The 23946-nt window shown below is 68.4% G+C and carries 22 protein-coding genes and 1 tRNA gene; 17 read left to right on the top strand and 6 right to left on the bottom strand.

Annotation, left to right across the window (positions count from 1 at the left end; translation table 11 throughout):
- The first annotated feature begins 53 nt into the window (after positions 1-53).
- Complete coding sequence (locus ACWGLC_RS02100) at positions 54-1196, top strand: AI-2E family transporter (protein WP_452098346.1); 1143 nt, start codon at positions 54-56, stop codon at positions 1194-1196.
- A gap of 256 nt (positions 1197-1452) precedes the next feature.
- A complete protein-coding gene (locus tag ACWGLC_RS02095) occupies positions 1453-1995 on the top strand; it encodes a hypothetical protein (protein WP_452098345.1) in 543 nt (180 codons plus the stop codon).
- A 22-nt stretch (positions 1996-2017) separates the two neighbouring features.
- Here ACWGLC_RS02095 and ACWGLC_RS02090 read toward each other — a convergent pair whose 3' ends face one another.
- A complete protein-coding gene (locus ACWGLC_RS02090) occupies positions 2018-2833 on the bottom strand; it encodes a recombinase family protein (protein ID WP_452098344.1) in 816 nt (271 codons plus the stop codon).
- A 246-nt stretch (positions 2834-3079) separates the two neighbouring features.
- Between ACWGLC_RS02090 and ACWGLC_RS02085 the strand changes: the two genes are divergently transcribed.
- From ACWGLC_RS02085 to ACWGLC_RS02060, 6 genes are all read left to right on the top strand, one after another.
- A complete protein-coding gene (locus ACWGLC_RS02085) occupies positions 3080-3556 on the top strand; it encodes a hypothetical protein (protein ID WP_452098343.1) in 477 nt (158 codons plus the stop codon).
- Between the two features lie 137 nt (positions 3557-3693).
- Positions 3694-4308: a maleylpyruvate isomerase N-terminal domain-containing protein gene (locus ACWGLC_RS02080; RefSeq protein WP_452098342.1), complete on the top strand. Its 615-nt coding sequence runs from the start codon at positions 3694-3696 to the stop codon at positions 4306-4308.
- Between the two features lie 10 nt (positions 4309-4318).
- A complete protein-coding gene (locus tag ACWGLC_RS02075; protein ID WP_452098341.1) occupies positions 4319-4444 on the top strand; it encodes a hypothetical protein in 126 nt (41 codons plus the stop codon).
- Positions 4445-4574: 130 nt separating this feature from the next.
- Positions 4575-5477 carry an SDR family oxidoreductase gene (locus tag ACWGLC_RS02070; protein WP_452098340.1) on the top strand — a complete coding sequence of 301 codons (903 nt, stop codon included), beginning with the start codon at positions 4575-4577 and terminating at the stop codon, positions 5475-5477.
- A gap of 6 nt (positions 5478-5483) precedes the next feature.
- Positions 5484-5741: a trehalase-like domain-containing protein gene (locus ACWGLC_RS02065; RefSeq protein WP_452098339.1), complete on the top strand. Its 258-nt coding sequence runs from the start codon at positions 5484-5486 to the stop codon at positions 5739-5741.
- Complete coding sequence (locus ACWGLC_RS02060; protein WP_452098338.1) at positions 5738-6229, top strand: hypothetical protein; 492 nt, start codon at positions 5738-5740, stop codon at positions 6227-6229. The genes ACWGLC_RS02065 and ACWGLC_RS02060 overlap by 4 nt, the downstream gene beginning before the upstream one ends.
- Before the next feature lie 114 nt (positions 6230-6343).
- On the opposite strand, the gene ACWGLC_RS02055 is transcribed toward ACWGLC_RS02060, so the two are convergent.
- Positions 6344-6970, bottom strand: a complete 627-nt coding sequence (locus ACWGLC_RS02055) for a TetR/AcrR family transcriptional regulator (RefSeq protein WP_452098337.1) — start codon at positions 6968-6970, stop codon at positions 6344-6346.
- An 87-nt stretch (positions 6971-7057) separates the two neighbouring features.
- On the opposite strand from ACWGLC_RS02055, the gene ACWGLC_RS02050 reads away from it, so the two are divergent.
- A complete protein-coding gene (locus ACWGLC_RS02050) occupies positions 7058-7603 on the top strand; it encodes a DUF4442 domain-containing protein (RefSeq protein WP_452098336.1) in 546 nt (181 codons plus the stop codon).
- Between the two features lie 199 nt (positions 7604-7802).
- Here ACWGLC_RS02050 and pntB read toward each other — a convergent pair whose 3' ends face one another.
- The 3 genes from pntB to ACWGLC_RS02035 all read right to left on the bottom strand — a co-directional run bounded on the left by pntB (position 7803) and on the right by ACWGLC_RS02035 (position 12499).
- Positions 7803-9224 (bottom strand): Re/Si-specific NAD(P)(+) transhydrogenase subunit beta, encoded by a 1422-nt coding sequence (gene pntB, locus ACWGLC_RS02045; protein WP_452098335.1) that lies wholly within the window; start codon positions 9222-9224, stop codon positions 7803-7805.
- 4 nt (positions 9225-9228) lie between these two features.
- Positions 9229-10815 carry a Re/Si-specific NAD(P)(+) transhydrogenase subunit alpha gene (locus ACWGLC_RS02040; protein WP_452098334.1) on the bottom strand — a complete coding sequence of 529 codons (1587 nt, stop codon included), beginning with the start codon at positions 10813-10815 and terminating at the stop codon, positions 9229-9231.
- Between the two features lie 376 nt (positions 10816-11191).
- Entirely contained in the window at positions 11192-12499 is a 1308-nt protein-coding gene (locus ACWGLC_RS02035) for an alpha-hydroxy-acid oxidizing protein (RefSeq protein ID WP_452098333.1), read from the bottom strand.
- Positions 12500-12690: 191 nt separating this feature from the next.
- Here ACWGLC_RS02035 and ACWGLC_RS02030 point away from each other — a divergent pair, with 191 nt between their 5' ends.
- Positions 12691-13944, top strand: a complete 1254-nt coding sequence (locus ACWGLC_RS02030) for an alpha-hydroxy acid oxidase (protein WP_452098332.1) — start codon at positions 12691-12693, stop codon at positions 13942-13944.
- A 97-nt stretch (positions 13945-14041) separates the two neighbouring features.
- On the opposite strand, the gene ACWGLC_RS02025 is transcribed toward ACWGLC_RS02030, so the two are convergent.
- Positions 14042-14124: transfer RNA gene (locus ACWGLC_RS02025), tRNA-Leu, on the bottom strand.
- Between the two features lie 221 nt (positions 14125-14345).
- Between ACWGLC_RS02025 and ACWGLC_RS02020 the strand changes: the two genes are divergently transcribed.
- The 7 genes from ACWGLC_RS02020 (at position 14346) to pknB (ending at position 23923) form a co-directional block, all read left to right on the top strand.
- A complete protein-coding gene (locus ACWGLC_RS02020; RefSeq protein ID WP_452098331.1) occupies positions 14346-15218 on the top strand; it encodes a DUF3662 and FHA domain-containing protein in 873 nt (290 codons plus the stop codon).
- An 89-nt stretch (positions 15219-15307) separates the two neighbouring features.
- Positions 15308-15766 (top strand): FHA domain-containing protein FhaB/FipA, encoded by a 459-nt coding sequence (locus ACWGLC_RS02015; RefSeq protein ID WP_452098330.1) that lies wholly within the window; start codon positions 15308-15310, stop codon positions 15764-15766.
- Positions 15763-17373, top strand: coding sequence for a PP2C family protein-serine/threonine phosphatase (locus ACWGLC_RS02010; RefSeq protein WP_452098329.1), 1611 nt, complete (start codon positions 15763-15765; stop codon positions 17371-17373). The genes ACWGLC_RS02015 and ACWGLC_RS02010 overlap by 4 nt, the downstream gene beginning before the upstream one ends.
- A gap of 2 nt (positions 17374-17375) precedes the next feature.
- Positions 17376-18836 carry an FtsW/RodA/SpoVE family cell cycle protein gene (locus tag ACWGLC_RS02005; RefSeq protein WP_452098328.1) on the top strand — a complete coding sequence of 487 codons (1461 nt, stop codon included), beginning with the start codon at positions 17376-17378 and terminating at the stop codon, positions 18834-18836.
- Between the two features lie 7 nt (positions 18837-18843).
- The gene (locus tag ACWGLC_RS02000; RefSeq protein ID WP_452098327.1) at positions 18844-20316 is read left to right on the top strand and encodes a penicillin-binding transpeptidase domain-containing protein; all 1473 of its coding nucleotides are present in this window, start codon (positions 18844-18846) and stop codon (positions 20314-20316) included.
- Complete coding sequence (locus ACWGLC_RS01995) at positions 20313-21878, top strand: protein kinase domain-containing protein (protein ID WP_452098326.1); 1566 nt, start codon at positions 20313-20315, stop codon at positions 21876-21878. Before ACWGLC_RS02000 ends, ACWGLC_RS01995 begins: the two co-directional genes overlap by 4 nt.
- Positions 21875-23923, top strand: a complete 2049-nt coding sequence (gene pknB / locus ACWGLC_RS01990) for a Stk1 family PASTA domain-containing Ser/Thr kinase (RefSeq protein ID WP_452098325.1) — start codon at positions 21875-21877, stop codon at positions 23921-23923. The genes ACWGLC_RS01995 and pknB overlap by 4 nt, the downstream gene beginning before the upstream one ends.
- Positions 23924-23946: the final 23 nt, after the last annotated feature.

The raw sequence follows: 23946 nt of genomic DNA, 5'->3' as shown, positions 1-23946 counted from the left end.
TCCGGCGTGGCCCAATGACGCACTGACGGGTAGATCAGCCAGGAGGGCCCAGGATGAGCGCGCGCTACACCCCAGTTGACACCCGACCAACGTCACTTCCTTGGGCAATACCTCGTGGACTGATCGTCCTCCTCGCTGTGGCTGCCACGGGTATCTCGGTCGCCGTGGCGAGGGGGCTATCGGGCCTGCTCGGGCCACTATTTCTTGCATTGATGCTCACCATCGCCGCCCAGCCAGTGCGCGCATGGGCGCAAAAGCGCGGACTTCCGTCGTGGGCTGTGGTCATACTCACCACCACCACCGTTTACGCCATTCTTCTCGGGTTAATCGGCGCGCTTGCACTGTCAGTCGCCCAGCTTGCCACGATCCTGCCCACCTATACAGGCAGCCTGGCCGAAATACTCGACGGAGCCCGCTCGATGCTGGGCAACGCCGGTGTAGACGACGGACGGATCGACAACCTGCTGTCCAGTATCGATATCGGCAAAATTGTTGGATATATCGACGGACTGCTGGTCGGCCTACTCGGAGTGGTCTCGAATCTTGCATTTCTCGTAACACTATTGCTGTTCATGGCCGTGGACGGGACCACCATCTCGCACCGTATGCACGTTGTCGATCGCATGCGTCCCGACATTTTCCACGCCTTGTCCGTTTTCGTCACCGGCACACGCAAATACTTACTCGTATCTACAGTATTCGGACTTATCGTCGCAGTGATAGATGGCGCCGCGCTATGGTTGCTGGGTGTGCCATTGCCCGTACTCTGGGCCCTGCTTTCCTTTATCACCAACTACATTCCGAACATTGGGTTCCTCATCGGACTCATCCCACCTGCACTGCTCGCGTTACTCGAAGGCGGGCCGATCCTCATGCTGTGGGTGATCCTCCTATATTGCGCCATCAACATCGTGATTCAATCCATCATTCAACCCAAGTTCGTCGGCGATGCTGTGGGACTAAGCATCACGGTCACATTCTTGTCACTGGTCTTCTGGACAATGGTACTGGGAGCACTCGGCGCGCTACTGGCCGTGCCGTTAACACTCCTAGTCAAAGCACTTCTCATCGACATCGACCCATCCACCCGATGGCTAGATGCCCTAATCGGCGATACGCCAGCCAAACCTGAATTAGAATCAGACCCCATACCTGAACACGTCGGCGGCGACGATCCGCCACGAAACCATTTGTGAAGCCAGAGCAGCGCACAAAATGCGACGTCAACCGCCAGAATAGCCTTGCGCGGTCAACAATATAGATCGATCAGCGCATTTTATAACCTTTCAGCTACGGGGCCTGACCGAAACAACCAGACCACGTCCGACAATAGGGCGATAAACGCTTTCAGCCCGTATTTTCTTGGATAGGGCTCCGTAATTCAATGCTCTTCACTCTACCCCTTGAGTGGTCTTGACCTGCAAGAGCATCGATGTTGATTAGGAAAGTTACGTGGGCGTTCAGCCAACCGCCGCCGACCGAGAAATCCGTCGTATACACCGGATGCTACGCCCAGGGTTCGGGACCGAGGCGGCCGTTTACGGCATTATTATGGTGAGCGGCCTCATCGCCGTTTCATCTGCGCACGGCGAGACCTCCGCAACTGTGCTGACTACCGTCGTAGTCACAATCATCGTGTTTTGGGGAGCACATGTATACGCCGGGACCGTTGTCCGTCTAGGAACAAAGGCGGATATTCGTGGCGTTGAGGTCGTCGGAATGAGGATGGCGTTCGAGCAGTCGATTCAGCACTCACTCGGGATGCTCACCTCAGCCACGCTGCCCACTTTGATCCTACTAGCTGGGACGACGCGACTCATCCCCGATGGGATGGCGAACGATGCCGCCCTTTGGTCTGGGGTCGTCCTACTCGCATTCCTGGGCTACGTCGCTTTCCTCCGCCGCGGAAGTGCCCCGCTCGTCAGAACCGCCGGCGCCTTAGGAACAGCTGCCTTCGGTGTAGTCTTTGTGGTTCTCAAGGCCGTCATTCACTGAACACCCACCGAGTTACACCACTCTATGGGGCACTACTGCGGCCGTGCATGGACTTACTGCGTGTAGTTCGTTGGAGTGCCCGGTATAGCGTGGAGCGGCCAACTCCGAGATCTCGAGCGATTGCCGATGGGCCCTCCCCCGCCTCAACGCGGTCTCGGGCCTTGTTGATTTGCTCGTCTGTCAGGACGCGTTTGCGTCCCTTGTACTTGCCCTTCGTTTTCGCGATGGCGATGCCCTCGGCCTGGCGTTCCCGGATGATGGCCCGCTCGAACTCCGCAAACGCCCCGAGCAACGAGAGCATCAGATCCGCTCGAGGATCCTGGGCGCCAGCAGCATAGGTGGCCCGCTCGTGCACGAACTCCACACTCGCACCCTTCGCGGTGACCTCACCGACGATCTGCTTGAGATCAACCAAGGAACGAGCGAGTCGGTCCATCGAGGCGACAATCAGCTCGTCACCGTCTCGCAGGTACCCGATGCAGTCCGCGAGCTTCACGCGGTCCGCACGAGAGCGAGCCGACTGCTTCTCGATATAGACCCGGTCGCACTCCCCCACCGCCTCGAGCTGACGCGCCTCGTTCTGATCGGCGGCCGACACCCTCACGTACGCCACCCGCTGCCCACGCGGACGCGAGGCCCGGCGAGTCGACTTCGGAGGCGGCTTCGGCTTTGGCGCTACCTCGACGATGTTCTCCGAGTCCGTCGACTCCACCCGAAAGTTCCAACCCAACTCGTCCCGGCGACGAAACCGAGTCCGCACGCTCCCGCGGCTGACGATGAGCACCTCCTCGCCACCATCGCCCGAACGGTTCAGCAACGTCCCGATCCGATCAGCCATCGAAAGACCCTTTCGCCGGGAATCTGTATCAATAGATACTAGATCCCACGAGATGACGTTTCATAAATGGGAAACCCGACCCTGCGACACAGCGAGAACGCCGTCGGCCCCTCCGTCCCACACGGGTGTACCCCACGGTACGAGGCCACCATCGCCGCCATATCAGGACTCGCCGGCGGCGCAGCCCGCATTAGAAATCCCGCCCGCACCGGTTGACGGCGCCTGCAACGGTCGTGCCGTCACGGCATGGCCACCGAGATGTTGCACACGTACATTCAGGACCACCACGCCGGGGCGGCCGCGGGCGTCGACCTGTTCCGTCGCGTCGCCGAGAGCCATGACGACGCCCACATCCGCGAGGTGGTCTCCCGGCTCGGGGACCAGACCGAGGAGGACAAGCGGTCCCTCGAAGACCTGATGACTCTGGTTGGCACTTCGCCCTCCACCCTCAAGGAGCTGCCCGCCCGCGCGGCGGAGAAGGTCGGTCAGCTCAAGCCCAACCAGCGGCTCGCCGAGCGGTCCCCGCTGAGTGATCTGCTGGAGCTCGAGGCGCTGACGCTGGCCGTGACCGGCAAGGAACTCGGGTGGAAGTCACTGATTGACATCGCCGATCCGCGACTCCCCCGCGCCACCCTCGAGGAACTGGCCACCCGCGCCCGAGAGCAGGGCGAGCAACTGGAGAAACTCCGGCTGCGGTGCACGGACGCGCTGCACCAGGACTGAGCGGGGGCCCGGGCCACAGCTGACCGAACCGCGCCAAGGGGCTGCTGTCGCGGTGAAACTGTCGAGCGCGCGGAGATGGCCTCCCGATAGCGCTGTGAGCATTGACTACCCCGATATGCGGCAGGAAGACTTGCCCGATGATGCATCGAACGTGGTTCGATCTGGCGGCCGAGGGATTCATCCATGTCACCGAAGGCCTCCGCTCCACCGATCTCACGCGGCCCGGATTGGGTGACTGGGACCTACGGGCTCTCCTCGGTCACACCACCCGGGCGTTTCTCACCACCGAGTCCTATCTCCGGTCTTCGGCCGGCACGTCAGCACCGGATCTGGCAAGCCCGGCGGCGTACTTTCACGCCGCCGCTGCTGGCGGGCTCGCCGACCCTACCGAGGTCATCGCGCGGGGCCGGGACGCCGGGGCCGCGCTGGGAGAGAATCCAATCAACGCCGCGCTCGACATCGCTCAACGCGTGACCGCCGTGGTCGATGCCAGCCCCGATAATGCACTGGTCGCCACCCCTGTCGGGACGATGACACTCATGGACTACCTCCCCACCCGTGCATTCGAACTGACCGTCCACGGAATCGACCTCGCGTCGGCATCTCAGCAGCCGATCCCACATGCACACACCGAGGCCGCGGCCTACTGTGTGGCACTTCTCGCCGACATCGCGTCCCCGTCCGACCGCATAAAGACGGTGCTGGCCCTCACTGGTCGATCTGGACTACCGGCAGGATTCTCGCTTCTGTGATCAGACCTCAGTGACAATGGCCGACCCGCGGCTCCCCCAGGCCACCCTCGAGGAACTGGCCGCCCGCGCCCGAGAGCAGGGCGAGCAACTGGAGAAGCTCCGGCTGCGGTGCACGGACGCGGTGCACCACGAATGAGCGGGGGCCCGGGCCTCAGCTGACCGACCCGCCGCGGAACACACGGCATCGTCGTCGTCAGGCCCGCGACATCGACCACCGCGGACGCCGACCGGTGGGGCCACGCCTGATCCTCCCCTACGGTCGGGACATGAGCACCACGAGCGATATCGCACGGAATGCCAGAGCACTGACCAACGCAGAGGGCGGCTTCCCCGCGCAGGAGCAGGAGCCCCCCGGCCTGACCGGCGAGATGAGCCCGCGGCCCGACCACGGCGAGCAGAGCTACCGCGGTTCCGGACGGCTCGAGGGGCTGCGCGCACTCATCACCGGTGGCGACTCGGGGATCGGCCGCGCCACCGCCATCGCGTTCGCCCGCGAGGGCGCGGACGTGGCGATCGGCTACCTGCAGGTCGAACAGCCCGACGCCGAGGAGACAGCGGCGTGGGTGGAGAAGGCCGGTCGCAAGGCAGTTCTGCTGCCCGCCGACGTCCGGAATGAGCAGGAGTGCCGGAAGATGGTCCGCGACGCCGCCGCGCAGCTCGGCGGACTGGACGTGCTGGTCAACAATGCCGGCTACCAGCACGCGCGCGGCGCCGGCCTCGAGACGCTGGATACCGAGAACCTCGACCGGGTCATGAAGACCAACCTCTACGCCACCTTCTGGGCCAGCCAGGAGGCCCTGGAGTTCCTCGGCGAGGGCTCGTCGATCATCAACACCACGTCCATCCAGGCCTATCAGCCGGCCCCGCCGCTGCTGGACTACGCCTCCACCAAGGCCGCCCTGAACAACCTCACCGTGAATCTCGCCAACGAGCTGGGCGAGCGGGGCATCCGCGTCAACGCGGTGGCGCCCGGTCCCATCTGGACGCCGCTGCAGCCGGCCACCCAGGACGGCGAGAAGCTCGAGAAGTTCGGCGGCGACACCCCGCTGGGGCGGGCGGGCCAGCCCGGCGAGTGCGCGGGCGCCTACGTGTTCCTCGCCTCGCCCTCCGACGCCAGCTACGTCTCCGGCACCGTGCTCGGTGTGACCGGCGGCAAGCCGATCTTCTAGCAGCCGGTGTCCACGCCGCTCGAGCAGTACGCGCTGCTGTCGGTCCTGAACACCGCCGCGCTCGTCTCCCGCGACGGCAGCATCGACTGGCTGTGTCTGCCCCGTTTCGACTCCCCGTCCGTGTTCTCCGCCCTACTCAGCGGAGCCGAGGACGGACGGTGGTCGCTCACCGCGGTCGACGGTGAGGTGACCGGGCGCCGGTACCTCCCCGGCACGTTCGTCCTGGAGACCCGTGGCGCGCCCCGGGCGGAACGGTGCGGGTGATCGACTTCCTGCCCCGCGCCGCCGGCAGCGGCGACTTGGCGCGACGGGTGAGGTGCGACGACGGCGAGGTGGACGTCGAGCACGACGTGCGCATACGCTCCGACTACGCTCGGGCCACCCCGTGGACGCGCGCTGTCGACCTGGACGGCGGCGAACGGGCCCTGCTGGCCATCGCCGGCCCGGACGGGTTGATCGTCACCGGGCCGGAGCTGCACTGGCCGGACGAGGAGGAGGACACGCGGACCGGCTGCCGGGCCGACCGGCTCATGGGCCGGTTCTCGCTGACCGCCGGCGAGGTGCTCGACTGGGACATGTCGTGGTTCCCCTCCTACCAGGACCCGCCCCCACACCCGGACACCGACGAGGCGCTTCGGTCCACCGTCGAGTTCTGGGAACGCTGGTCGGAGGGCATGATCGTCACAGACTCGGTGCCCGAGCTGGTCTCGCGCCTACGTCAATACGAGGACCTGGGCGTCGACGAGATCTAACTCCACCACGTGGCCGCGGACCAGGGCCCGTTCCTCGAGCTGGCCGAGGAGGAGCTGCTTCCCGCACTACTCCGCCCCGGACCGCCGAGTTCCACGTGAAACTCGCCGCTCCGGTCAGGAGATGACTCCGGCGCGATTCACTTCGGCCTCGTACAGCGTCCGGATGGCCTGCGCGGCCTCATCGAGCGGGCTGATCCCCCGACGCGCCCGAGACACGGCCACCGCCCCTTCGAGAATGCACAGCGACTGCAGGGCGAGGCGATCCGCCGACGTCGCGGTCATCCCTCTCTCCCCCAACATCCGCGCTAACACCGACTGCCACCGCCCAAACGCCTCCCCCGCCTGCTCGGTCAGCTCGGGCAATGCCGGATCGGAGTCCACCACCACGGCGAGCACCGGACATCCCGCGCGGTAGTCGCTGGCGACCAACTGCTCGCGCCAGAGCGCGACGAACGCGTCCAGCGCGACAGCCGGATCGCCCTCCCCCGCCGCCCCGGCGAGCTCGATGATCGAGTCCGTCGCGAACTCGACCGCCTCCGACAGCAGTTGCGCGCGTCCGCGGGGAAAGTGGTGGTAGACGGACCCTCGCGGTGCACCGCTGGCCGCCAGGACCTTGTCGATGGTCGTCCCCGCCACCCCGTTTTCCCGCAACAGGACCGCGGCGGTGCGGACCATCTTCTCGCGCGTCGCACCGCGACGCGTCCGCCCGGCCTCCGGCGTACTCGATCTCCCTGTGGGCATGCCCTGCACTCTACGCACTATGCTCTATGCCATAGTAAAGCTGCGACAGGGCGAACCCATCGATCGTCCCCGGGGAACGGAGCAGGCATGTCACAGCAGGTCGGACCCATCAAGCGGGCACTGTCCTCCGCGCGGGGGATGCAGATCGGGATGAGCCTCTGGCCGCCCTATCTCGCGGCGGGCGTCCGCGTCGAGCACATCGCCCCGGACTTCAGCCGGGCTCGCGTGCGGCTGAACCGCCGGCCGTGGAACACCAACTACGTCGGCACGGCGTTCGGCGGCTCACTGTTCTCCATGTCCGACCCGTTCTGGATGTTCCTGCTGATGCGCCGCCTGGGGTCGGAGTACGTGGTGTGGGACGTCGCCGGTGAGATCGACTTCGTCTCCCCCGGGCGCACGGCCGTCCACGCGGAGTTCGAGGTAACCGCCGAGCAGGTCACCGAGATCCGCGACGCGGCCGCCGGCGGTGAGAAGGTACTGCGGTGGTTCAGCACCGACCTGACCGACGACAACGGCCAGGTCGTGGCGCGGGTGCGCAAGCAGATCTACGTGCGGCGCAAGCGTGATGCGGCCGCGCCGACTCTCGGCGGTGCGGCCGTCACGGCAACCGAGATGTCGGCCACACGGCCCTGAAGCCGCCTCCGTCGGGCTCTGCCCGGAACGGTCAGGCGAATGGCGCTCCGGGATCAGCGCCGACGCGATGGGCGCGGTGACCCCCCACCATCGACAAGAGGGTTTCGGCCACATCTACTCGCACGATGTGGTCGAAACCCTCTTATCGATGAGACCGGCGGGAGCTCGAGCGCCAATCGGTCGCGCCCCGCCCGCAACGTCAGGCGTTCGCGCCCTGCTGCTCCTTGACGGCGGTCAGGATGTCGCCGACGCGGTCCTTGGCGTCACCGAACAGCATGTCGGTGTTGTCGCGGAAGAACAGCGGGTTCTGGACACCGGCGTAACCGGCGGCCATGGAGCGCTTGAACACGATGACGTTCGAGGCCTCCCACACGTGCAGCACGGGCATGCCGGCGATCGGGCTGCCCGGGTCCTCGGCGGCGTCCGGGTTGACCGTGTCGTTGGCGCCGATGACCAGCACGACGTCGGTGTCGGCGAAGTCGTCGTTGATCTCGTCGAGCTCGAGCACGATGTCGTACGGCACCTTGGCCTCGGCCAGCAGCACGTTCATGTGGCCGGGCAGACGACCGGCGACGGGGTGGACGGCGAACCGCACGTCCACGCCGCGGTCCCGCAGGGTGCGGGTCAGGTCAGCGACCGGGTACTGCGCCTGGGCCACGGCCATGCCGTAACCCGGCGCGATGATCACCGAGTTCGCATTGGCGAGCATCTCGGCCGCGCCGGCCACGTCGATCTCGGTGTGCTCGCCGTGGTCCTTGCCCTCACCGGACGAGGCCTCGATACCGAAGCCGCCCATGATGACGGAGAAGAACGAGCGGTTCATCGCCTTGCACATGATGTAGGACAGGTAGGCGCCCGAGGAGCCGACGAGCGCGCCGGTCACGATCAGCAGGTCGTTGCCGAGCAGGAAGCCGGTGGCCGCGGCCGCCCAGCCGGAGTACGAGTTGAGCATCGACACCACGACGGGCATGTCGCCGCCGCCGATGGAGGCCACCAGGTGCCAGCCCAGCGCCAGGGCGAGGACGGTGACGACGACGAGCATCCACAGCGCCGGCGTGATCACGAACCACACCGTCAGCACGATGAACGCCACGATGATTCCGGCGTTGATCAGGTTCTTGCCGGGCAGGACCAGCGGCGCGGACTTCATCTTGGCCGAGAGCTTGAGGTAGGCCACGATCGAGCCGGTGAAGGTCACCGCACCGATGAACACACCGATGAACACCTCGGCGTGGTGGATGCCCAGCAGGGAGCCGGTCAGCTCACCGTGGAGCTCGGGCTCGAGGTAGCCGTTCCAGCCCACCAGCACGGCGGCCAGACCGACGAACGAATGCAGGAGAGCGATGAGCTCGGGCATCTCGGTCATCTGCACGCTCCGCGCGCGCATCAGGCCGATCCCGGCACCGACGATGACGGCGACGGCCATCAGGGCGATGCCGATCGTGGCGGGCTGGTGATCGAGAACCAGGACGACGGTGGCCACCAGGGCGATGGCCATGCCGGCGATACCGAAGGTCAGCCCGCGACGGGCGGTCTCATGCTTGGACAGGCCTGCCAGGGACAGGATGAACAGCAGCGCTGCGACGAGGTAGGCCGCGTTGGCGGCGGTCACGAGTGACATGGTCTCAGGCTCCCTTCGAGAACATGCCGAGCATGCGACGGGTCACGGCGAAACCGCCGAAGACGTTGATGGACGCGACGAGGATCGCGATGGCGGCCAGGGCCAGGCCGACGGAGTTGTCGATGCCCACCTGCAGCAGGGCGCCGACGACGATCACGCCGGAGATCGCGTTGGTGACCGACATCAGCGGGGTGTGCAACGCGTGGTGCACGTTGCCGATGACGTAGTAGCCGATCACGATCGCCAGCACGAACACCGTGATGTGCTGCGGCATATCGCCCGGGGCGATCGCGATCAGCACCAGCAGCAGCGCCATGCCGAGGCCGATCAGGCCCATCTTGGCGCCGGACGACATCTTCTTCTTCTCTTCGGGCACCTCGGCCGGCGCAGCGGCAGCCGCGACGGCCGGGGCTGCGCTGACCTGCACGGGCGGCGGCGGCCACATGAGCTCGCCGCCCTTGGTGACGGTGACCCCGCGCTGGACGACGTCCTCCATGTCCAGGGCCCACACGCCGTCCTTCTCGGGCGTGACGAGCTTGGTCAGGTTGACCAGGTTCGTGCCGTACAGCTGCGAGGCCTGCGCCGGCAGACGCCCCGCCAGGTCGGTGTAGCCGATGATCGTGACGCCGTTCTCGGTCACCACGACCTCGTCGGCGACACTGCCCTCGACGTTCCCGCCCTGGGCGGCGGCCATGTCGACGATGACCGATCCGCGCTTCATCGAGGCCACATCGGCGGCGGTGATCAGGCGCGGGGCGGCGCGGCCCGGTATCAGGGCCGTGGTGATGATGATGTCCACGTCCGCGGCCTGCGTGGTGTACAGATCGGCGGCAGCGCGGTCGTAGGCCTCACTTGTGGCCTTGGCATAGCCGTCGGAGGAGACCTCTTTCTCCTCGTCCGGAACCTCGACCGGTAGATACTCGCCACCAATCGACTTGACCTGGTCCGCGACCTCGGGCCGCGGGTCGGTCGCACGCACGATCGCGCCGAGGCTCGAGGCCGCACCGATGGCGGCCAGGCCGGCGACACCGGCGCCCGCGACGAGGACCTTGGCCGGCGGGACCTTGCCCGCGGCGGTGACCTGGCCGGTGAAGAAACGGCCGAAGTGGTGGGCGGCCTCGATCACGGCGCGGTAGCCGGCGATGTTGGCCATCGACGACAGCACGTCCATCGACTGGGCACGCGAGATACGCGGCACCGCGTCCATGGCCAGCGCGGTCACGCCACGCTCGGTCAGCAGGGTGAGCAGACGCTCGTTCTGCGCGGGGGCCAGAAGGCTCACCAGCGTCGCGCCGGATCGAAGTCGTCCGACCTCGTCCTCGGTGGGGACGGCGACCTTCATCACGACATCGCTCGACCAGGCAGTGTCACCGTCGACCAGCTCGGCACCGGACTCGGTGTAAGACGCGTCGGCGAACTCGGCACGCGTGCCGGCACCGGACTCCACGACGACCCGGTACCCCAGGCCGATCAGCTTGGCCACGGTCGCGGGGGTGGCCGCGACGCGGTTCTCCGCAGGGCCTGACTCCGCGACCACACCGATCACCGAGGGTGCCTCCGCGGCATCCCGGACGTCAGTGTCCGGGGTCATATCTGGGATCTCTTCAAGGCTCGAGGCCATTAGGGTTTCCTTTGACAGCGTTGTGAACGAGCCGGTGCTGCGCACCGGCTCCGACGTTCATCTCTGCGAGACGTATCTATTTGTCTCTCGGATCCCGAGACGTGCTCGGGCCCGAGCGCTCCAGTCAACGATCGACCGATCGGAGCTCACGAGGCGGTGCAGGGCAAAAGGGTGGCCCGTACCTCGTCCGCCGTGGCGGCGTCTCCCCCGGGAGCAGACGGGGGTGCCGCCTTGACTGCCGGGAGAACTTCCGGCTGAGCCTACGGGACATCGTCGCACCGATTCGACCCGGTACAGCCCGGGCGGCTCATTCTGTGAGACATCCCACAAAAACGTGAGGGGCGCCTCAGCTCAGAAGTGACCCGTCGATCTCGTCCCACGAGTTCACGCCGCTCAGCGACAGCGTCAGGTCGATCTCGGCGAGCAGGTTGTCGAGGACCTCACCGACTCCGCGCCGTCCCGCGATGGCGAGTCCGTAGAGGTGCGGTCGGCCCAGGGTGACGGCGTCGGCGCCGCAGGCCATCGCCTTGATGACGTCCGCACCACCGCGAATGCCCGAGTCGAGCAGGACGGTGGGCTCGGCGCCGACGGCTTCGCGGATCCGGACCAGTGCGTCGAGGGTGCCGACGGACCCGTCGACCTGCCGTCCGCCGTGGTTGGAGACCATCACCGCGTCGACGCCGTTATCGAACGCGCGCCGCGCGTCGTCCGGGTGCAGGACGCCCTTGAGCACGATCGGCAGACGCGTCCGCTCGCGCAATGTGGCGAGGTGATCCCAGCTGAGGGCGGGGTTGGAGAACGTGTCGAGGAAGGTCTGGACCGCGGCGCGGGTCTCGGGCGCGCGGAGGTTGTCGAGGAGTCGGCCCGGGTGGTTGCGAGCCATCTCCAGCATCGTCCGGACCGCCTGCGGCGTCACCGTCACCGGTTCGTCCTCCACATCGGTGGCCACCCGCTCGGCGACGAGCTCGGCGAACCGCGGATCCGAGGTGTACTGGGCGATGCCGACCCCGCGGGTGAACGGCAGCGAGCCCAGGTCGAGGTCCCAGGGCCGCCACCCGAGCAGCGTCGTGTCGAGCGTGACGACCAGGGCACCGGCATCGATGGCCTCCGCGCGGGCGATGAAGCTGTCGACCAGCGCCTCGTCCTTGCTCCAGTACAGCTGGAACCACCGCGGGGCGGAGCCCGTAGAGGACGCTTCGTCCATCGCGGCGGCGGTCGCCTCCATCGGCGAGGAGCCCTGCGAGGACAGGATGTAGGGCAGACCTCGCTCCGCGGCCGCCGCTCCCACATCGAGGTCCGCGTCGCGGGTGATGAGCCCAGCCGCGCCTATCGGGGCGACCAGCACCGGGGCGGGCAGCCGTCGGCCGAACAGTTCCACCGAGAGGTCACGCTCGGAGGTGTCCCGCAGCATCCGAGGCACGATCCGGCGGCGGTCGAACGCCTCGCGGTTGGCATCCATCGTGGCACCCGAGCCCGCGCCGCCGTAGATATACGCCCACGCCCGGCGGCCGCCCGGGCGCCGCAGCAGCGAACGCCTCGCCGCGGCCTCCAGGCGGCCCGCCTCGGTCGGCACCTTCGGCGTGATCCCGGAGATCCCCGCTCGGTAGATGACGTTCTGGCGGGCGCGTCCGAGCGGGTTCGAGGGTGCGGGCATGGCCGTCACGCTACCCGGGCCGCCCACCGGCCGCCGGGTCTGAACCTGTATCGCCCGAGCGTGACCGCAGCGCTCCCAGCGAGTGCGTCGCCTTGTTTCCGACCACGGTCGCCCGCCAGCACGATGACCCCTACCGTGTGACGTAAGGCACGCACTGTGCGGGAACAGACGACGAAAGGCGGCCGATCGTCATGGTCAAGCGTCAGGTACCGAAGCCGAGCGAGATCTTCGAACTCATGCAGTTCCGCAAGCCGAGTCTGGATTTCCGGGCCAACCGCCTGTCCCGCGCGCAGTCGATTCCGGATCTCCGTGCGATCGCCAAGCGGCGTACTCCCGCCGCGGCGTTCGACTACACCGACGGCTCGGCGGACCGGGAGATCTCCCTCGCTCGCGCACGAAAGGCGTTCGAGGATGTCGAACTCCACCCGGGCGTGCTCACCGACGTCTCGGACCTCGACACCACCACTACGATTCTCGGTGGCCCGTCCGCTCTGCCGTTCGGCATCGCGCCGATCGGGTTCACCCGGCTCATGCAGACCGAGGGCGAGATCGCCGGAGCCGGGGCTGCGGCCGCTGCCGGTATCCCGTTCTCCCTCTCCACCCTGGGGACCACGTCGATCGAGGACGTCCGCGCCACCGCGGCGGACGGTCGCCTCTGGTACCAGCTGTACGTGATGAAAGACCGCGACATCTCCTACGGCCTGGTCGACCGCGCGGCGGCGGCCGGATTCGACACCCTGCTCTTCACCGTCGACACCCCGATCGCCGGCAACCGCATGCGGGACGCCCGCAACGGGTTCTCCATCCCGCCGCAGCTCACCGCCAAGACGATCCTCGACGCCATCCCGCGGCCCTGGTGGTGGTGGGACTTCCTCACCACGCCGAAGTTGGAGTTCGCCTCGCTCACGACCACCGGCGGCACGGTCGGTCAGTTGCTCGACAGCGCGATGGACCCGTCGATCGACTTCGACGACCTCGCGGAGATCCGCCGGATGTGGCCCGGGAAGCTCGCCATCAAGGGGGTCCAGAACGTCGAGGACGCCCGAAAGCTCGTGGACCTGGGTGTGGACGCCATCATCCTGTCCAACCACGGTGGTCGCCAGCTCGACACCGCGCCGGTGCCGTTCCACCTGCTCCCGGACGTCAGGAAAGCGGTCGGGGGCGACGTGGACATCATCATCGACACCGGCATCATGCACGGCGCCGACATCGTCGCCGCCATCGCGATGGGCGCCTCGTTCACCCTCGTAGGCAGGGCCTACCTCTACGGCCTCATGGCCGGGGGCCGCGAGGGCGTGGACCGGGCCATCGAGATCCTGTCCTCCGAGGTGCGGCGCACCATGAAACTGCTGCAGGTCGGATCCGTGGAGGAACTCGAGCCGCGGCACGTCACCCAGCTGCGTTCGCTCGTGCCGATCGAGCACGGCGTGCAGAAACCGGTGTAGCGGCGGCACCCCAGGAGTGACGGAGCACAACCTGCCAGACAGCGAGCCGGGCAAATGAGTAATGTCCCGGATCATCTGATCCGGGACATCTCGACTGTGGGCGAAGGGGGACTTGAACCCCCACGTCCCGAAGGACACTGGCACCTGAAGCCAGCGCGTCTGCCATTCCGCCACTCGCCCGAGTAACGCTCGAATACGTTAACACGGCCTGTCCGATCACTACTAATCAGCAGGTGGGGGCTGGTACGCGGCTCCGCGCGGGGAATCACCGAACGAGTAGTCGCAACTCTGGCGCGTGCTTAGAGCGGCCTCCGCCTCTATGATCGACCGGATGCCGCCGAGGGCGGCTCGACCGGTCGTGCCCGAGAGGCCACGACATGTGGTGAGAGAGGAGGCGCGACGTGGGCATAGTCGGCAAGTTCGAACGGACCCTGCAGGGCGCTGTGGGCGACGCGTTCGCCCGTCTCTTCGGCGGCAAGGTGGTCGCGGCCGAGGTGGAGGCCCAGCTACGCAAGCAGGCGGAGGCCTCCCTCAAGGTGGTCGACGGCCACCTGTTGGTGTCGAACAGCTACACCATCACCCTGGCCCGGTCCGACTACGCGTCGTTCACCGAGGACGAGGCACTGGCCGTCAAGACCTTCTCCCGCCATCTCTCGGACCACATCGGCGAGCAGGGCTGGGAGACGTACGGTCCGGTGGCCGTGACATTCGTCGAGCGTGACGATCTCCACACCGGACAGATGCGCATCGACGGGGTCGTGGATCCCGATGCCGTTCCGTTCCACATCTCGGCCGCCGCGCCGGCTCCGGCCCCGGATCATCCGGCGCCGTCGTCGCCCGCGTCCGATTCGTCGTGGGCGAGCAAGGAGAGCAACGACATGCAGGCACCCGCGTCCAACTATCCCGTCTCGGCACGGCAGCCCGACCAGGGCGCCGGCTGGGGTGGCCCGTCCGACGCCCCGACCCGGATCACCCAGGGCCGATCATCGCTGACGGTGACGCTGCACCTCGAGGACGGCTCCGGCCGCACCTTCCGCCTGCAGCGGGGTTCCAACCTGCTCGGCCGCGGTCAGGATGCGGCGTTCCGCCTGCCGGACACCGGTGTGTCGCGGCAGCACGCGGACATCCGGTTCGACGGCCGCGAGGTACTCCTGACCGACCTCGGTTCGACCAACGGCACCACGGTCAACGGTGGACCCGTGCAGGATTGGCAATTGGCCGACGGGGATGTGATCCGCGTCGGGCACTCGGAGATCGTCGTACGGTTCGACTAGCCTCCACTACAGCGGAATGTCCCCCGGAACCCCGGGGGACGATGACACGTTGGTAGAGGTGACAGACCGGCGAGGGGAGGACAACAGCGATGCAGGGACTCGTTCTGCAGCTTTCGCGTGGCCTTCTGCTGGTCTTGCTGTGGCTGTTCATCTATCTGACGTTGCGCGCGCTCAGGACCGACGTGTTCGGAAATGTGGGGATGCGCTCGGGCGGTCGCGGTGACCGCACGGGGGGTTTCCTCAGCCGCGGTTCCAAGACGATCCGGCACCTGGTGGTCACGCAGGGCGCCCTGGCGGGCACCCGCATCACGCTGTCCGAGCAACCGGTCCTGTTGGGCCGGGCCGACTCGTGCACGCTGGTGATCGACGACGATTACGCGTCGAACCAACACGCCAGACTGTCTCCACACGGCCCTGACTGGTTCCTCGAGGACCTCGGGTCGACAAACGGGACCTATCTGGACAGATCGAGGGTCACCACCCCGGTCAAGGTGGAGGCCGGGACGCCGATCCGTATCGGCAAGACCGTGATCGAGCTACGCGCGTGACGCCGGCACTCGTCTACACGGCGCGGTCCCATCTGGGGATGGTGCGGGAGAACAACGAGGACTCGGCCTACGCCGGTCCCCGGCTTCTCGCGCTCGCCGACGGGATGGGTGGCCACGCGGCCGGCGAGATAGCCAGCCAGTTCGTGGTGGCGGCCCTGGCCAAGTTGGACGAGGACGAGCCCGGGCAGGACCTCACCGGCACCCTGAGCAGGGCCCTCACCGTCGGCAACAGCGCGATCGCCGCGCACGTGAACGCCCACCCGGAGACCGACGGCATGGGTTGCACGGCTACGGCGCTCCTGTTCGACGGCCGCCGCATGGGCCTGATCCACGTCGGTGATTCGCGTGCCTACCTGTTGCGCGACGGCGAGCTGTCGCAGATCACCAAAGACGACACCTTCGTGCAGTCGCTGGTCGACCGCGGTGAACTGTCGGAGGACGATGCCCACTCGCATCCGCGCCGCTCACTGATCCTCAAGGCGCTCACCGGCGAACCGGTCGAGCCGACCGTGGTCACGCGCGAGGCGCGGATCGGCGACCGCTACCTGCTGTGCTCGGACGGCCTCTCCGACCCGGTGAGCACCGCGACGATCTCGGAGACCCTCGCCGCCGGCTCCGTCGACGAGGCCGCCGACCGTTTGGTGCAGTTGGCGCTGCGCTCGGGCGGGCCGGACAACATCACCGTCGTGGTGGCCGACGTGGTCGAGTCCGCCCGCGACACCCCTGTCATCCCGGTGGTCGTGGGTGCCGCCTCCTCGGACGAGCCGGGCGTCGTGGACCCCGCCGCCGATCCCTACTCCGCCACCGCGGCGGGCAAGGCCGCCGCGTTCTCACGCTCCCGGGTCGCCTCCCGGAACGGCGAGGGCGCCGACGGTGACAGCGCCGACGGCGCTGGTGACGGACGTTCGGGCGGGCAGGCCGGAAGCACCGGGCGCGCCGGGTCCGAGTCCGACGACGAAGCCGACGCCGACCCGCCCCGCGGCAGCCGCTGGCGATTCGCCCTGAGCGTGGTCGGGGTGCTCGTCGTGATCGCCGGGATCGTGGGCGTCTCGACGCTGCTGGTGCGCAGCAACTATTTCGTCACCGATCAGGAGAGCCAGGTCGTGGTCAAGCGGGGCATTTCCGGGGACGTGTTCGGGATCGCCCTGTCCTCCGTCAGCCGTGTCGCATGCCTGACCCCCGAGGGCATGCTGACGATGCACGAGCCGGATTCGATCCCCTCCGGCTGCGACGTGTTCACCCTCGGTGACCTCCGTGAGCCCGCCAGGGAGACCGTCCGCGCCGGCATGCCCTCGGGCAGCCTGTCCGAGGCCAACTCCCAGGTCCTCCGGCTCGCTCAGGACAATCTCCTGCCCCCCTGCGAGCCCGAGGAGGAGCAGGCCCGCGCGGGCGAGGGCGGTGCCGGCGACGCGCCGTCGTCGTCGCCCGCTCCGACCCCCGATCCCGCCGATCCCGAGCCGGGTGCCGACGCTCCTCCGCGCGGCACCGACGATCCCGCCGCCGAGCCGGCCGACCCCGCACCCGGCAGGGACGGCGGCGAGCCGTCTCCCACGGCGCGTCCCGCCCCACCGCAGGTCCCCGGGGAGAACTGCCGGGCGGTGAGCTGACCATGACCGGTCCCGCAACCAACCCCCGCGGGCAGGCGATCCCCGACCGACCGCGCCGCGGCAAGGAGCTCGTCCTCCTGATCGCCGCCACGGTGATCGTCGGCTTCTCGCTGCTCATCGTCCAGCTCGCCCAGGAGCAGGAGCTCTCGCTCGCGCTGCTGTGGATCACGCTCGCGTTCTTCGGCCTGACCGGCGGCGCGCACCTGCTCATCCGCTGGTTGGCCCCCTACGCCGATCCCGTCCTGCTGCCCGGGGTCGCGCTGCTCAACGGGCTGGGGCTGGTCCTCATCTACCGGCTCGACCTCGCCTACGCGTCACGCGCCGTCGCGAACGGCAACGACCCGCCCGGCATGGACGTCACCCGCCAACTGCTGTGGACGTTCATCGGTCTCGCCGTGATGGCCGGCGTGCTCTTCTTCCTGCGCGACCACCGCGTGCTGGCCCGATACGGCTACACCACCGGCTTCGCGGGACTGCTGCTCCTGGCGATCCCCGCGGTGCTGCCCGCCCGGTTCTCCGAGATCAACGGCGCCAAGAACTGGATCATCCTGCCCGGCTTCACCATCCAGCCCGGCGAGTTCGCCAAGATCCTGCTCATCGTGTTCTTCGCGTCGATCCTCGTGGAGAAGCGGGAGCTGTTCACCACTGCCGGTAAGCGCGTGCTCGGCGTGGACCTGCCGCGTGCGCGTGACCTCGGGCCGATCATCGTGGCCTGGTTCTTGTCGCTGGGCGTGCTGGTGTTCAACACCGACCTCGGCATGGCGCTGCTGATCTTCGCCACCGTGCTGACGATGCTGTACGTGGCCACCGAGCGCGTGAGCTGGCTGCTCATCGGCGTGGTGCTGGTGGCGATCGGCGGTGTGCTCGCGTACGCCCTGTTCGGGCACGTGCGGGTGCGGTTCCAGATCTGGCAGGACCCGTTCGCCTACTTCGACACGGGCGGCTACCAGAGCTCGCAGGCGCTGTTCGGGCTCGCGTCCGGCGGGATGGGTGGCACCGGGCTCGGCAACGGTCGGCCCGACCAGGTGCCGTTCGCGAACACCGACTTCATCACCTCCACCGTCGGCGAGGAACTGGGCCTGATCGGCCTGGCCGCCGTCCTGATGGTGTACCTGATCCTCGTGCTGCGCGGGATCCGCGTGGGGCTGACCATCCGCGACAGCTTCGGCAAGCTCGTGGCCGTGGGCCTGGCGTTCACCGTCGTGATCCAGGTGTTCGTGGTGGTGGGCGGCGTGTCCACCCTCATCCCACTGACCGGCCTGACGCTGCCGTTCATGGCGTACGGCGGGTCGAGTCTGCTCGCCAACTATGCGCTGCTCGCGGTCCTGCTGCGGCTGTCCAACGACGCCCGTCGTCCCCTGCCCACCCCGCGCCAGGCCCCGGCACTGGCCGATGCCGCCACCGGCATGATGCGCGCGCCGCGGCTGTCACCGGGCCGCGCGTCCGACCGCAGGAACGGGTGAGCGCCGTATGAACACCGCTATCCGCAGAGTCGCCGTCGCCGCCATGGTCATGGTCGTGGCGCTGCTCCTCCAGCTCACCTGGGTGCAGGTCTTCCGTGCCGACGAACTGCGCGCCGACTCCCGCAACACGCGCATGCTCCTCGACGAGTACTCGCGGCAGCGCGGGCAGATCACCGCGGGCGGGCGCGTGCTGGCCATGTCGCTGCCCTCGGACGGGCGCTTCGAGTTCGAGCGCACCTACCCCACCGCCCCGTACTCGTTCGGGCCCACGGTCGGCTACTACTCGCTGCAGTACGCCACCGCCGGCATCGAGCATTCCCAGGACGCGTTCCTCAACGGCTCCGACCCGCGGCTGCTGTCCCAGCGCATCACCGGGCTCATCTCCGGCCGCACCCCGCAGGGCGGCAACGTCGAACTGACCCTCGACCCGGCGGCCCAGGAGGTCGCCTTCCAGGCCCTCCAGCGCGGCGCCGGGCAGGGCCCCTTCGTCGGCTCGGTCGCCGCCGTGCGGCCCTCGACCGGCGAGGTTCTGTCCCTGGTCTCGAGCCCGTCCTACGATCCAGGCGAGCTGTCCAGCCAGGACCAAGCCGTGCGCACGGACGCCATGCAACGTATCGAGGCGAGCCCCGATCGTCCCCTGCTCAACCACGCCACCCAGCAGTCGCTGCCGCCCGGCTCGACCATGAAGGTCATCACCACCGCCGCCGCCCTCGAGCAGGGCATCGGCCCCGAGACCCCGGTCTCCGGCGCCGACCGCACCCTCCTGCCGGGCACCTCCACCTACCTGCAGAACTACGCGGGCCAGACCTGCGGTGGCGGAACCGTCACCCTGCGCACCGCGTTCGAGCTGTCCTGCAATGTGCCGTTCGTCGAACTCAGCCAGGACATCGGCGACGAGGCCTTCACCGACATGTCCGCCCGATTCGGCGTCGACGGCACCGCTCCGGACAACTTCGGTCTCCCCGTCGCGCCGTCCGGCCTCGGCGAGATGGACGACGCCGCCCAGTTGGCGATGAGCTCCATCGGGCAGAGTGACGTCCGCATGACGACCCTGCAGAACGCGATGGTCGCCGCAACCGTCTCCAACGGCGGCGTGCGGATGCAGCCGCAGCTCATCAAGGCCCTCACCGCGCCAGACCTCTCGGTGATCGAGGGCTTCACCCCCCGCGACGCCGGCCGCGCCCTCACCGACGAGCAGGCCGCCACCATGACCGAGCTGATGGTGGGCGCCGAGGCTCACGCCGGCGGTGGTCTGCCCGGGGTCACCATTGCCTCCAAGACCGGCACCGCCGAGCACGGCGCCGACTCCTCCGAGTCGATCCCCTACACCTGGTACATCGCGTTCGTACCCGGCCAGGACATCGCCGTGGCCGTGGCGCTCGAGTCGGGCCCCGGCATCACGCGCGACACCGTCGGCGCAACCTACGCCGCACCCATCGGCCGCGAGGTCCTGGGCGCGCTGATGGGGGGTACGCCGTGAGCTTGAACTCCGGCGCGGTGTTGTCCGGCCGCTATCGACTGCTGCGGCTGATCGCCACCGGCGGCATGGGCCAGGTGTGGGAAGCCGACGACGCCGTACTCGACCGGCGGGTCGCGGTGAAGATCCTCAAGCCCGAGTTCTCCTCCGACCCCGAGTTCGTGGAACGATTCCGCTCCGAGGCCAAGGTCACGGCGCGGATCTCGCATCCGGGGATCGCGACGGTCTACGACTACGGTCAAGTGGAGGACCCCGCCTCCGGCAGCCCGCTGTCCTACCTGGTCATGGAGCTCGTCGTGGGCGAGCCATTGTCGGACGTGTTGGCCCGCGAGGGCAGGCTGCCGCTGCGACACACCCTGGACATGCTCGAGCAGACCGGCCGGGCCCTCAACGCCGCGCACGCGATCGGCCTGGTCCATCGCGACGTCAAACCCGGCAACATCCTCATCACGCCGGCCGGGCAGGTGAAACTCACCGACTTCGGGATCGCCAAGTCAATGGGCGCCTCGGCCGTCACCCAGACCGGCATGGTCGTGGGCACGGCCCAGTACATCTCGCCCGAGCAGGCAATGGGCCACCACACCTCCCCGGCCGGCGACGTGTACTCACTCGGGGTGGTGGGCTACGAATGCCTGGCCGGGCGGCGGCCGTTCGTGGCCGATTCCCCTGTGACCATCGCGATGATGCACGTCCGCGACACCCCCGAGCCGTTGCCGGACTCCGTGCCCGAACCCGTGCGCCGGGTCCTCGCCGAGGCCATGGCCAAGGACCCCGCCCGCCGTTATCCCGACGGCGGTGCCTTCGCCGACGCCATCTCCGACGTGCGGGCCGGCCGGGACCCCAGGCCGGCGAGTGCGTTCATCACCGCGGCAGGTGTTTCCGGGGCCGCGGGCGCGGCCGCCGGGTACTTGGCCGGTGACACCGCGGCGACCACCGTCCTATCCGACGGCCCGGGCGGCCAACCACCGACTCAGCAGCAGGGGCCCACGCCCACCCGGCAGTTCACGCAGATGCAGCCCGGGGCCGCCGGTTATCCCGGCACCGCCCGGGGGCAGCGCCCACCGCAGGCGGGCGTCCGCCCCGGGGCCGCACAGACGTCCACGCAGCGGGTCGCCGCGCCGCCGGCCACCACCCGGGCGCCGAAGCGCCGGTCGAACAGCGGGTGCGTGGGCTGGTTCCTCGTCGTGTTCCTCCTGGTGGCGGCTATCGCCGTCGCCGCTGTGGTCGCCCTGTCCAACGCGGGCGTCTTCGGCCCGGGCGGACTGTTCGGTGGCTCCACCACCACCCCCACCACGCCGACGTCCCCGCCGGTCACCGTCACCACCACGCAGGAACCCACCCAGCAGCCGACCGCCACGCCGTCACCCTCGCCGACGCCCGAGCCGAGCCCGACGACCTCCGATGTCCCACCGCCACCGGACCTGAACGACATGCTCGATTCGATCACCTCGGAGTTCAACTCGCTGGTGCCGCAGCCCGGGCAGGGCCAGGACCAGCAGGGACAGGGCCAGCAGGGACAGAGCGTTCCGGGCGCGGGCGGACAAGGCGGAGGAGAGCGCGGATGACCACTCCCTCGATCCTCGCCGGGCGCTACGAGATCGGTGACGCCCTCGGCTTCGGCGGCATGTCCGAGGTCCGCCGCGGCCGCGACACCGTCCTCGGCCGGGACGTCGCCGTGAAGATCATGCGGCCCGAGCTCGCCCGCGACGAGAGCTTTTATCAGCGGTTCCGACGCGAGGCCCAGAATTCGGCGTCGCTCAACCATCCCTCGATCGTCGCGATCTACGACCAGGGCGAGGAGCCGACGGCCGACGGCGCCCTGCCGTACATCGTGATGGAGATCGTCGAGGGCGACACCCTGCGCGACATCGTCAAGATGGACGGCGCGATGGACATCGACCGCTCCCTGGGTGTCATGGCCGATGTCTGCGGGGCGCTGGACTTCTCGCACAAGAAGGGCATCATCCACCGCGACGTCAAACCCGCGAACATCATGATCTCCCGCGACGGCGCGGTGAAGGTCATGGACTTCGGGATCGCGCGCGCGGTCAGCGACGCCACCTCGACACTCACCAAGACGTCCTCGGTCCTGGGCACCGCCCAGTACCTGAGCCCGGAGCAGGCCCGCGGGGAGACCGTCGACGCCCGCTCGGATCTGTACTCGGCGGGCTGTGTGCTCTACGAGATGGTGACCGGCGAGCCGCCCTTCACGGGTGAATCTCCGGTCGCCGTGGCGTACCAGCACGTGCGCGAGACCCCCCAGCCGCCGTCCTCGGTGAACCCGCAGGTCAGTCGGTACGTCGACGCGGTGATCATGCAGGCGATGGCCAAGAACCCGGAGAACCGGTACGCCTCGGCCGGAGAGATGCGCTCAGACCTGCTCGCCGTGCTGTCGGGCGGTCGACCGTCCGCGCCGCTGGTCCTGTCCGACGACGAACTCGACGACGACCAGCGGCCCGACGCCCCGCACGGCTTCACCGGCGCCGGTTTCGGTTCGGGGCGGTCGGACTGGTCGTCGCCGTCCGAGACCCTGACCGAGGCGCACGATCTCGGCGGGACTCCCGGTGACGGCGCGGCGGCGGGTGGCGCCGGGGTCGCGGCGGCGTCGACCGCAGCGCCCTCCTCCGGTAGCCGGGGCTCCGGGCGCGGGGAGAGTAAGCGTCCGCGCGCCGTCATCATCGCGCTGTCCGCTTTGCTCGTCCTGGGTGTGATCGCGGGGGTGTCGATCTGGGCGACCGGAGACGGAGGCACCGGTTTCTCGCGTCCGCAACAGGAGGTCTCCATCCCCGAGGTCGCGCAGCGGCCCGTGGAGGAGGTCGTCGAGGAGCTCACCGCTCTCGGACTGGAGCCGGTACAGGTCCCGCAGACCGATCCGCAGATCCCCGTGGGTCATGTGATCTCGTCGGATCCCATCGCCGGCAAGCGGCTGGCGGTCGGCTCGGAGATCACGCTGGTGGTCTCCACCGGTAAGCCGATCCTGTCCGTGCCGAACGTCATGGGGATGTCCCCGGTCGACGCCCGCCGCGCCCTCGAAGAGGCCGGCTTCCAGGTGGTTCCGGACAACGAGGCCCGACCGTCGACGATCGAGGACCAGGACAAGGTCGTCGACACCGACCCGTCGCCGGGCTCGCAGGTCCCCTCCGACCGGCCCGTCCGCCTGACCGTCGGGTCGGGACCGGAAGAGGTGCAGGTCCCCGACGTGGTGGGTCAGAACGCCAACACCGCCAGGGCGACTCTCGAGGCCGCCGGCTTCCGGGTGGACACCCGACGCGTCGACGGCACCGCCCCCGAGGGCCAGGTCGTCGAGCAGTCGACCTCGGCCGGCCAGACCCAGCTCAAGGGCGCGACCATCACCGTGCAGGTGTCCGCAGGCAACCGGTTCGAGATGCCGAACATCGTCGGCGACAGAGTCGACGAGGCGCTGGCCAAGCTCGAGCAGGCCGGATGGCGCGGCGGCCGTGGACAGCTGGTGGAGCTCCCCCAGAACGATCCCGATCTCGCGCGGGTCGGCCAGATCTACTCCCAGCAGCCACCGGTGGGTGAGGCGGGCGTGAACGACCAGGTCGTGGTCCGCGTCATCCGATTCGGCCTGGTCCCCGGGCCCGGCTGAGCCGGCCCGCCCACCGCGCGCTT

This window comes from Dietzia sp. NPDC055877 (assembly GCF_053615975.1).
The sequence above is the reverse complement of the archived record's forward strand: the minus strand, read 5'-3'. Positions and strand labels throughout refer to the sequence as shown.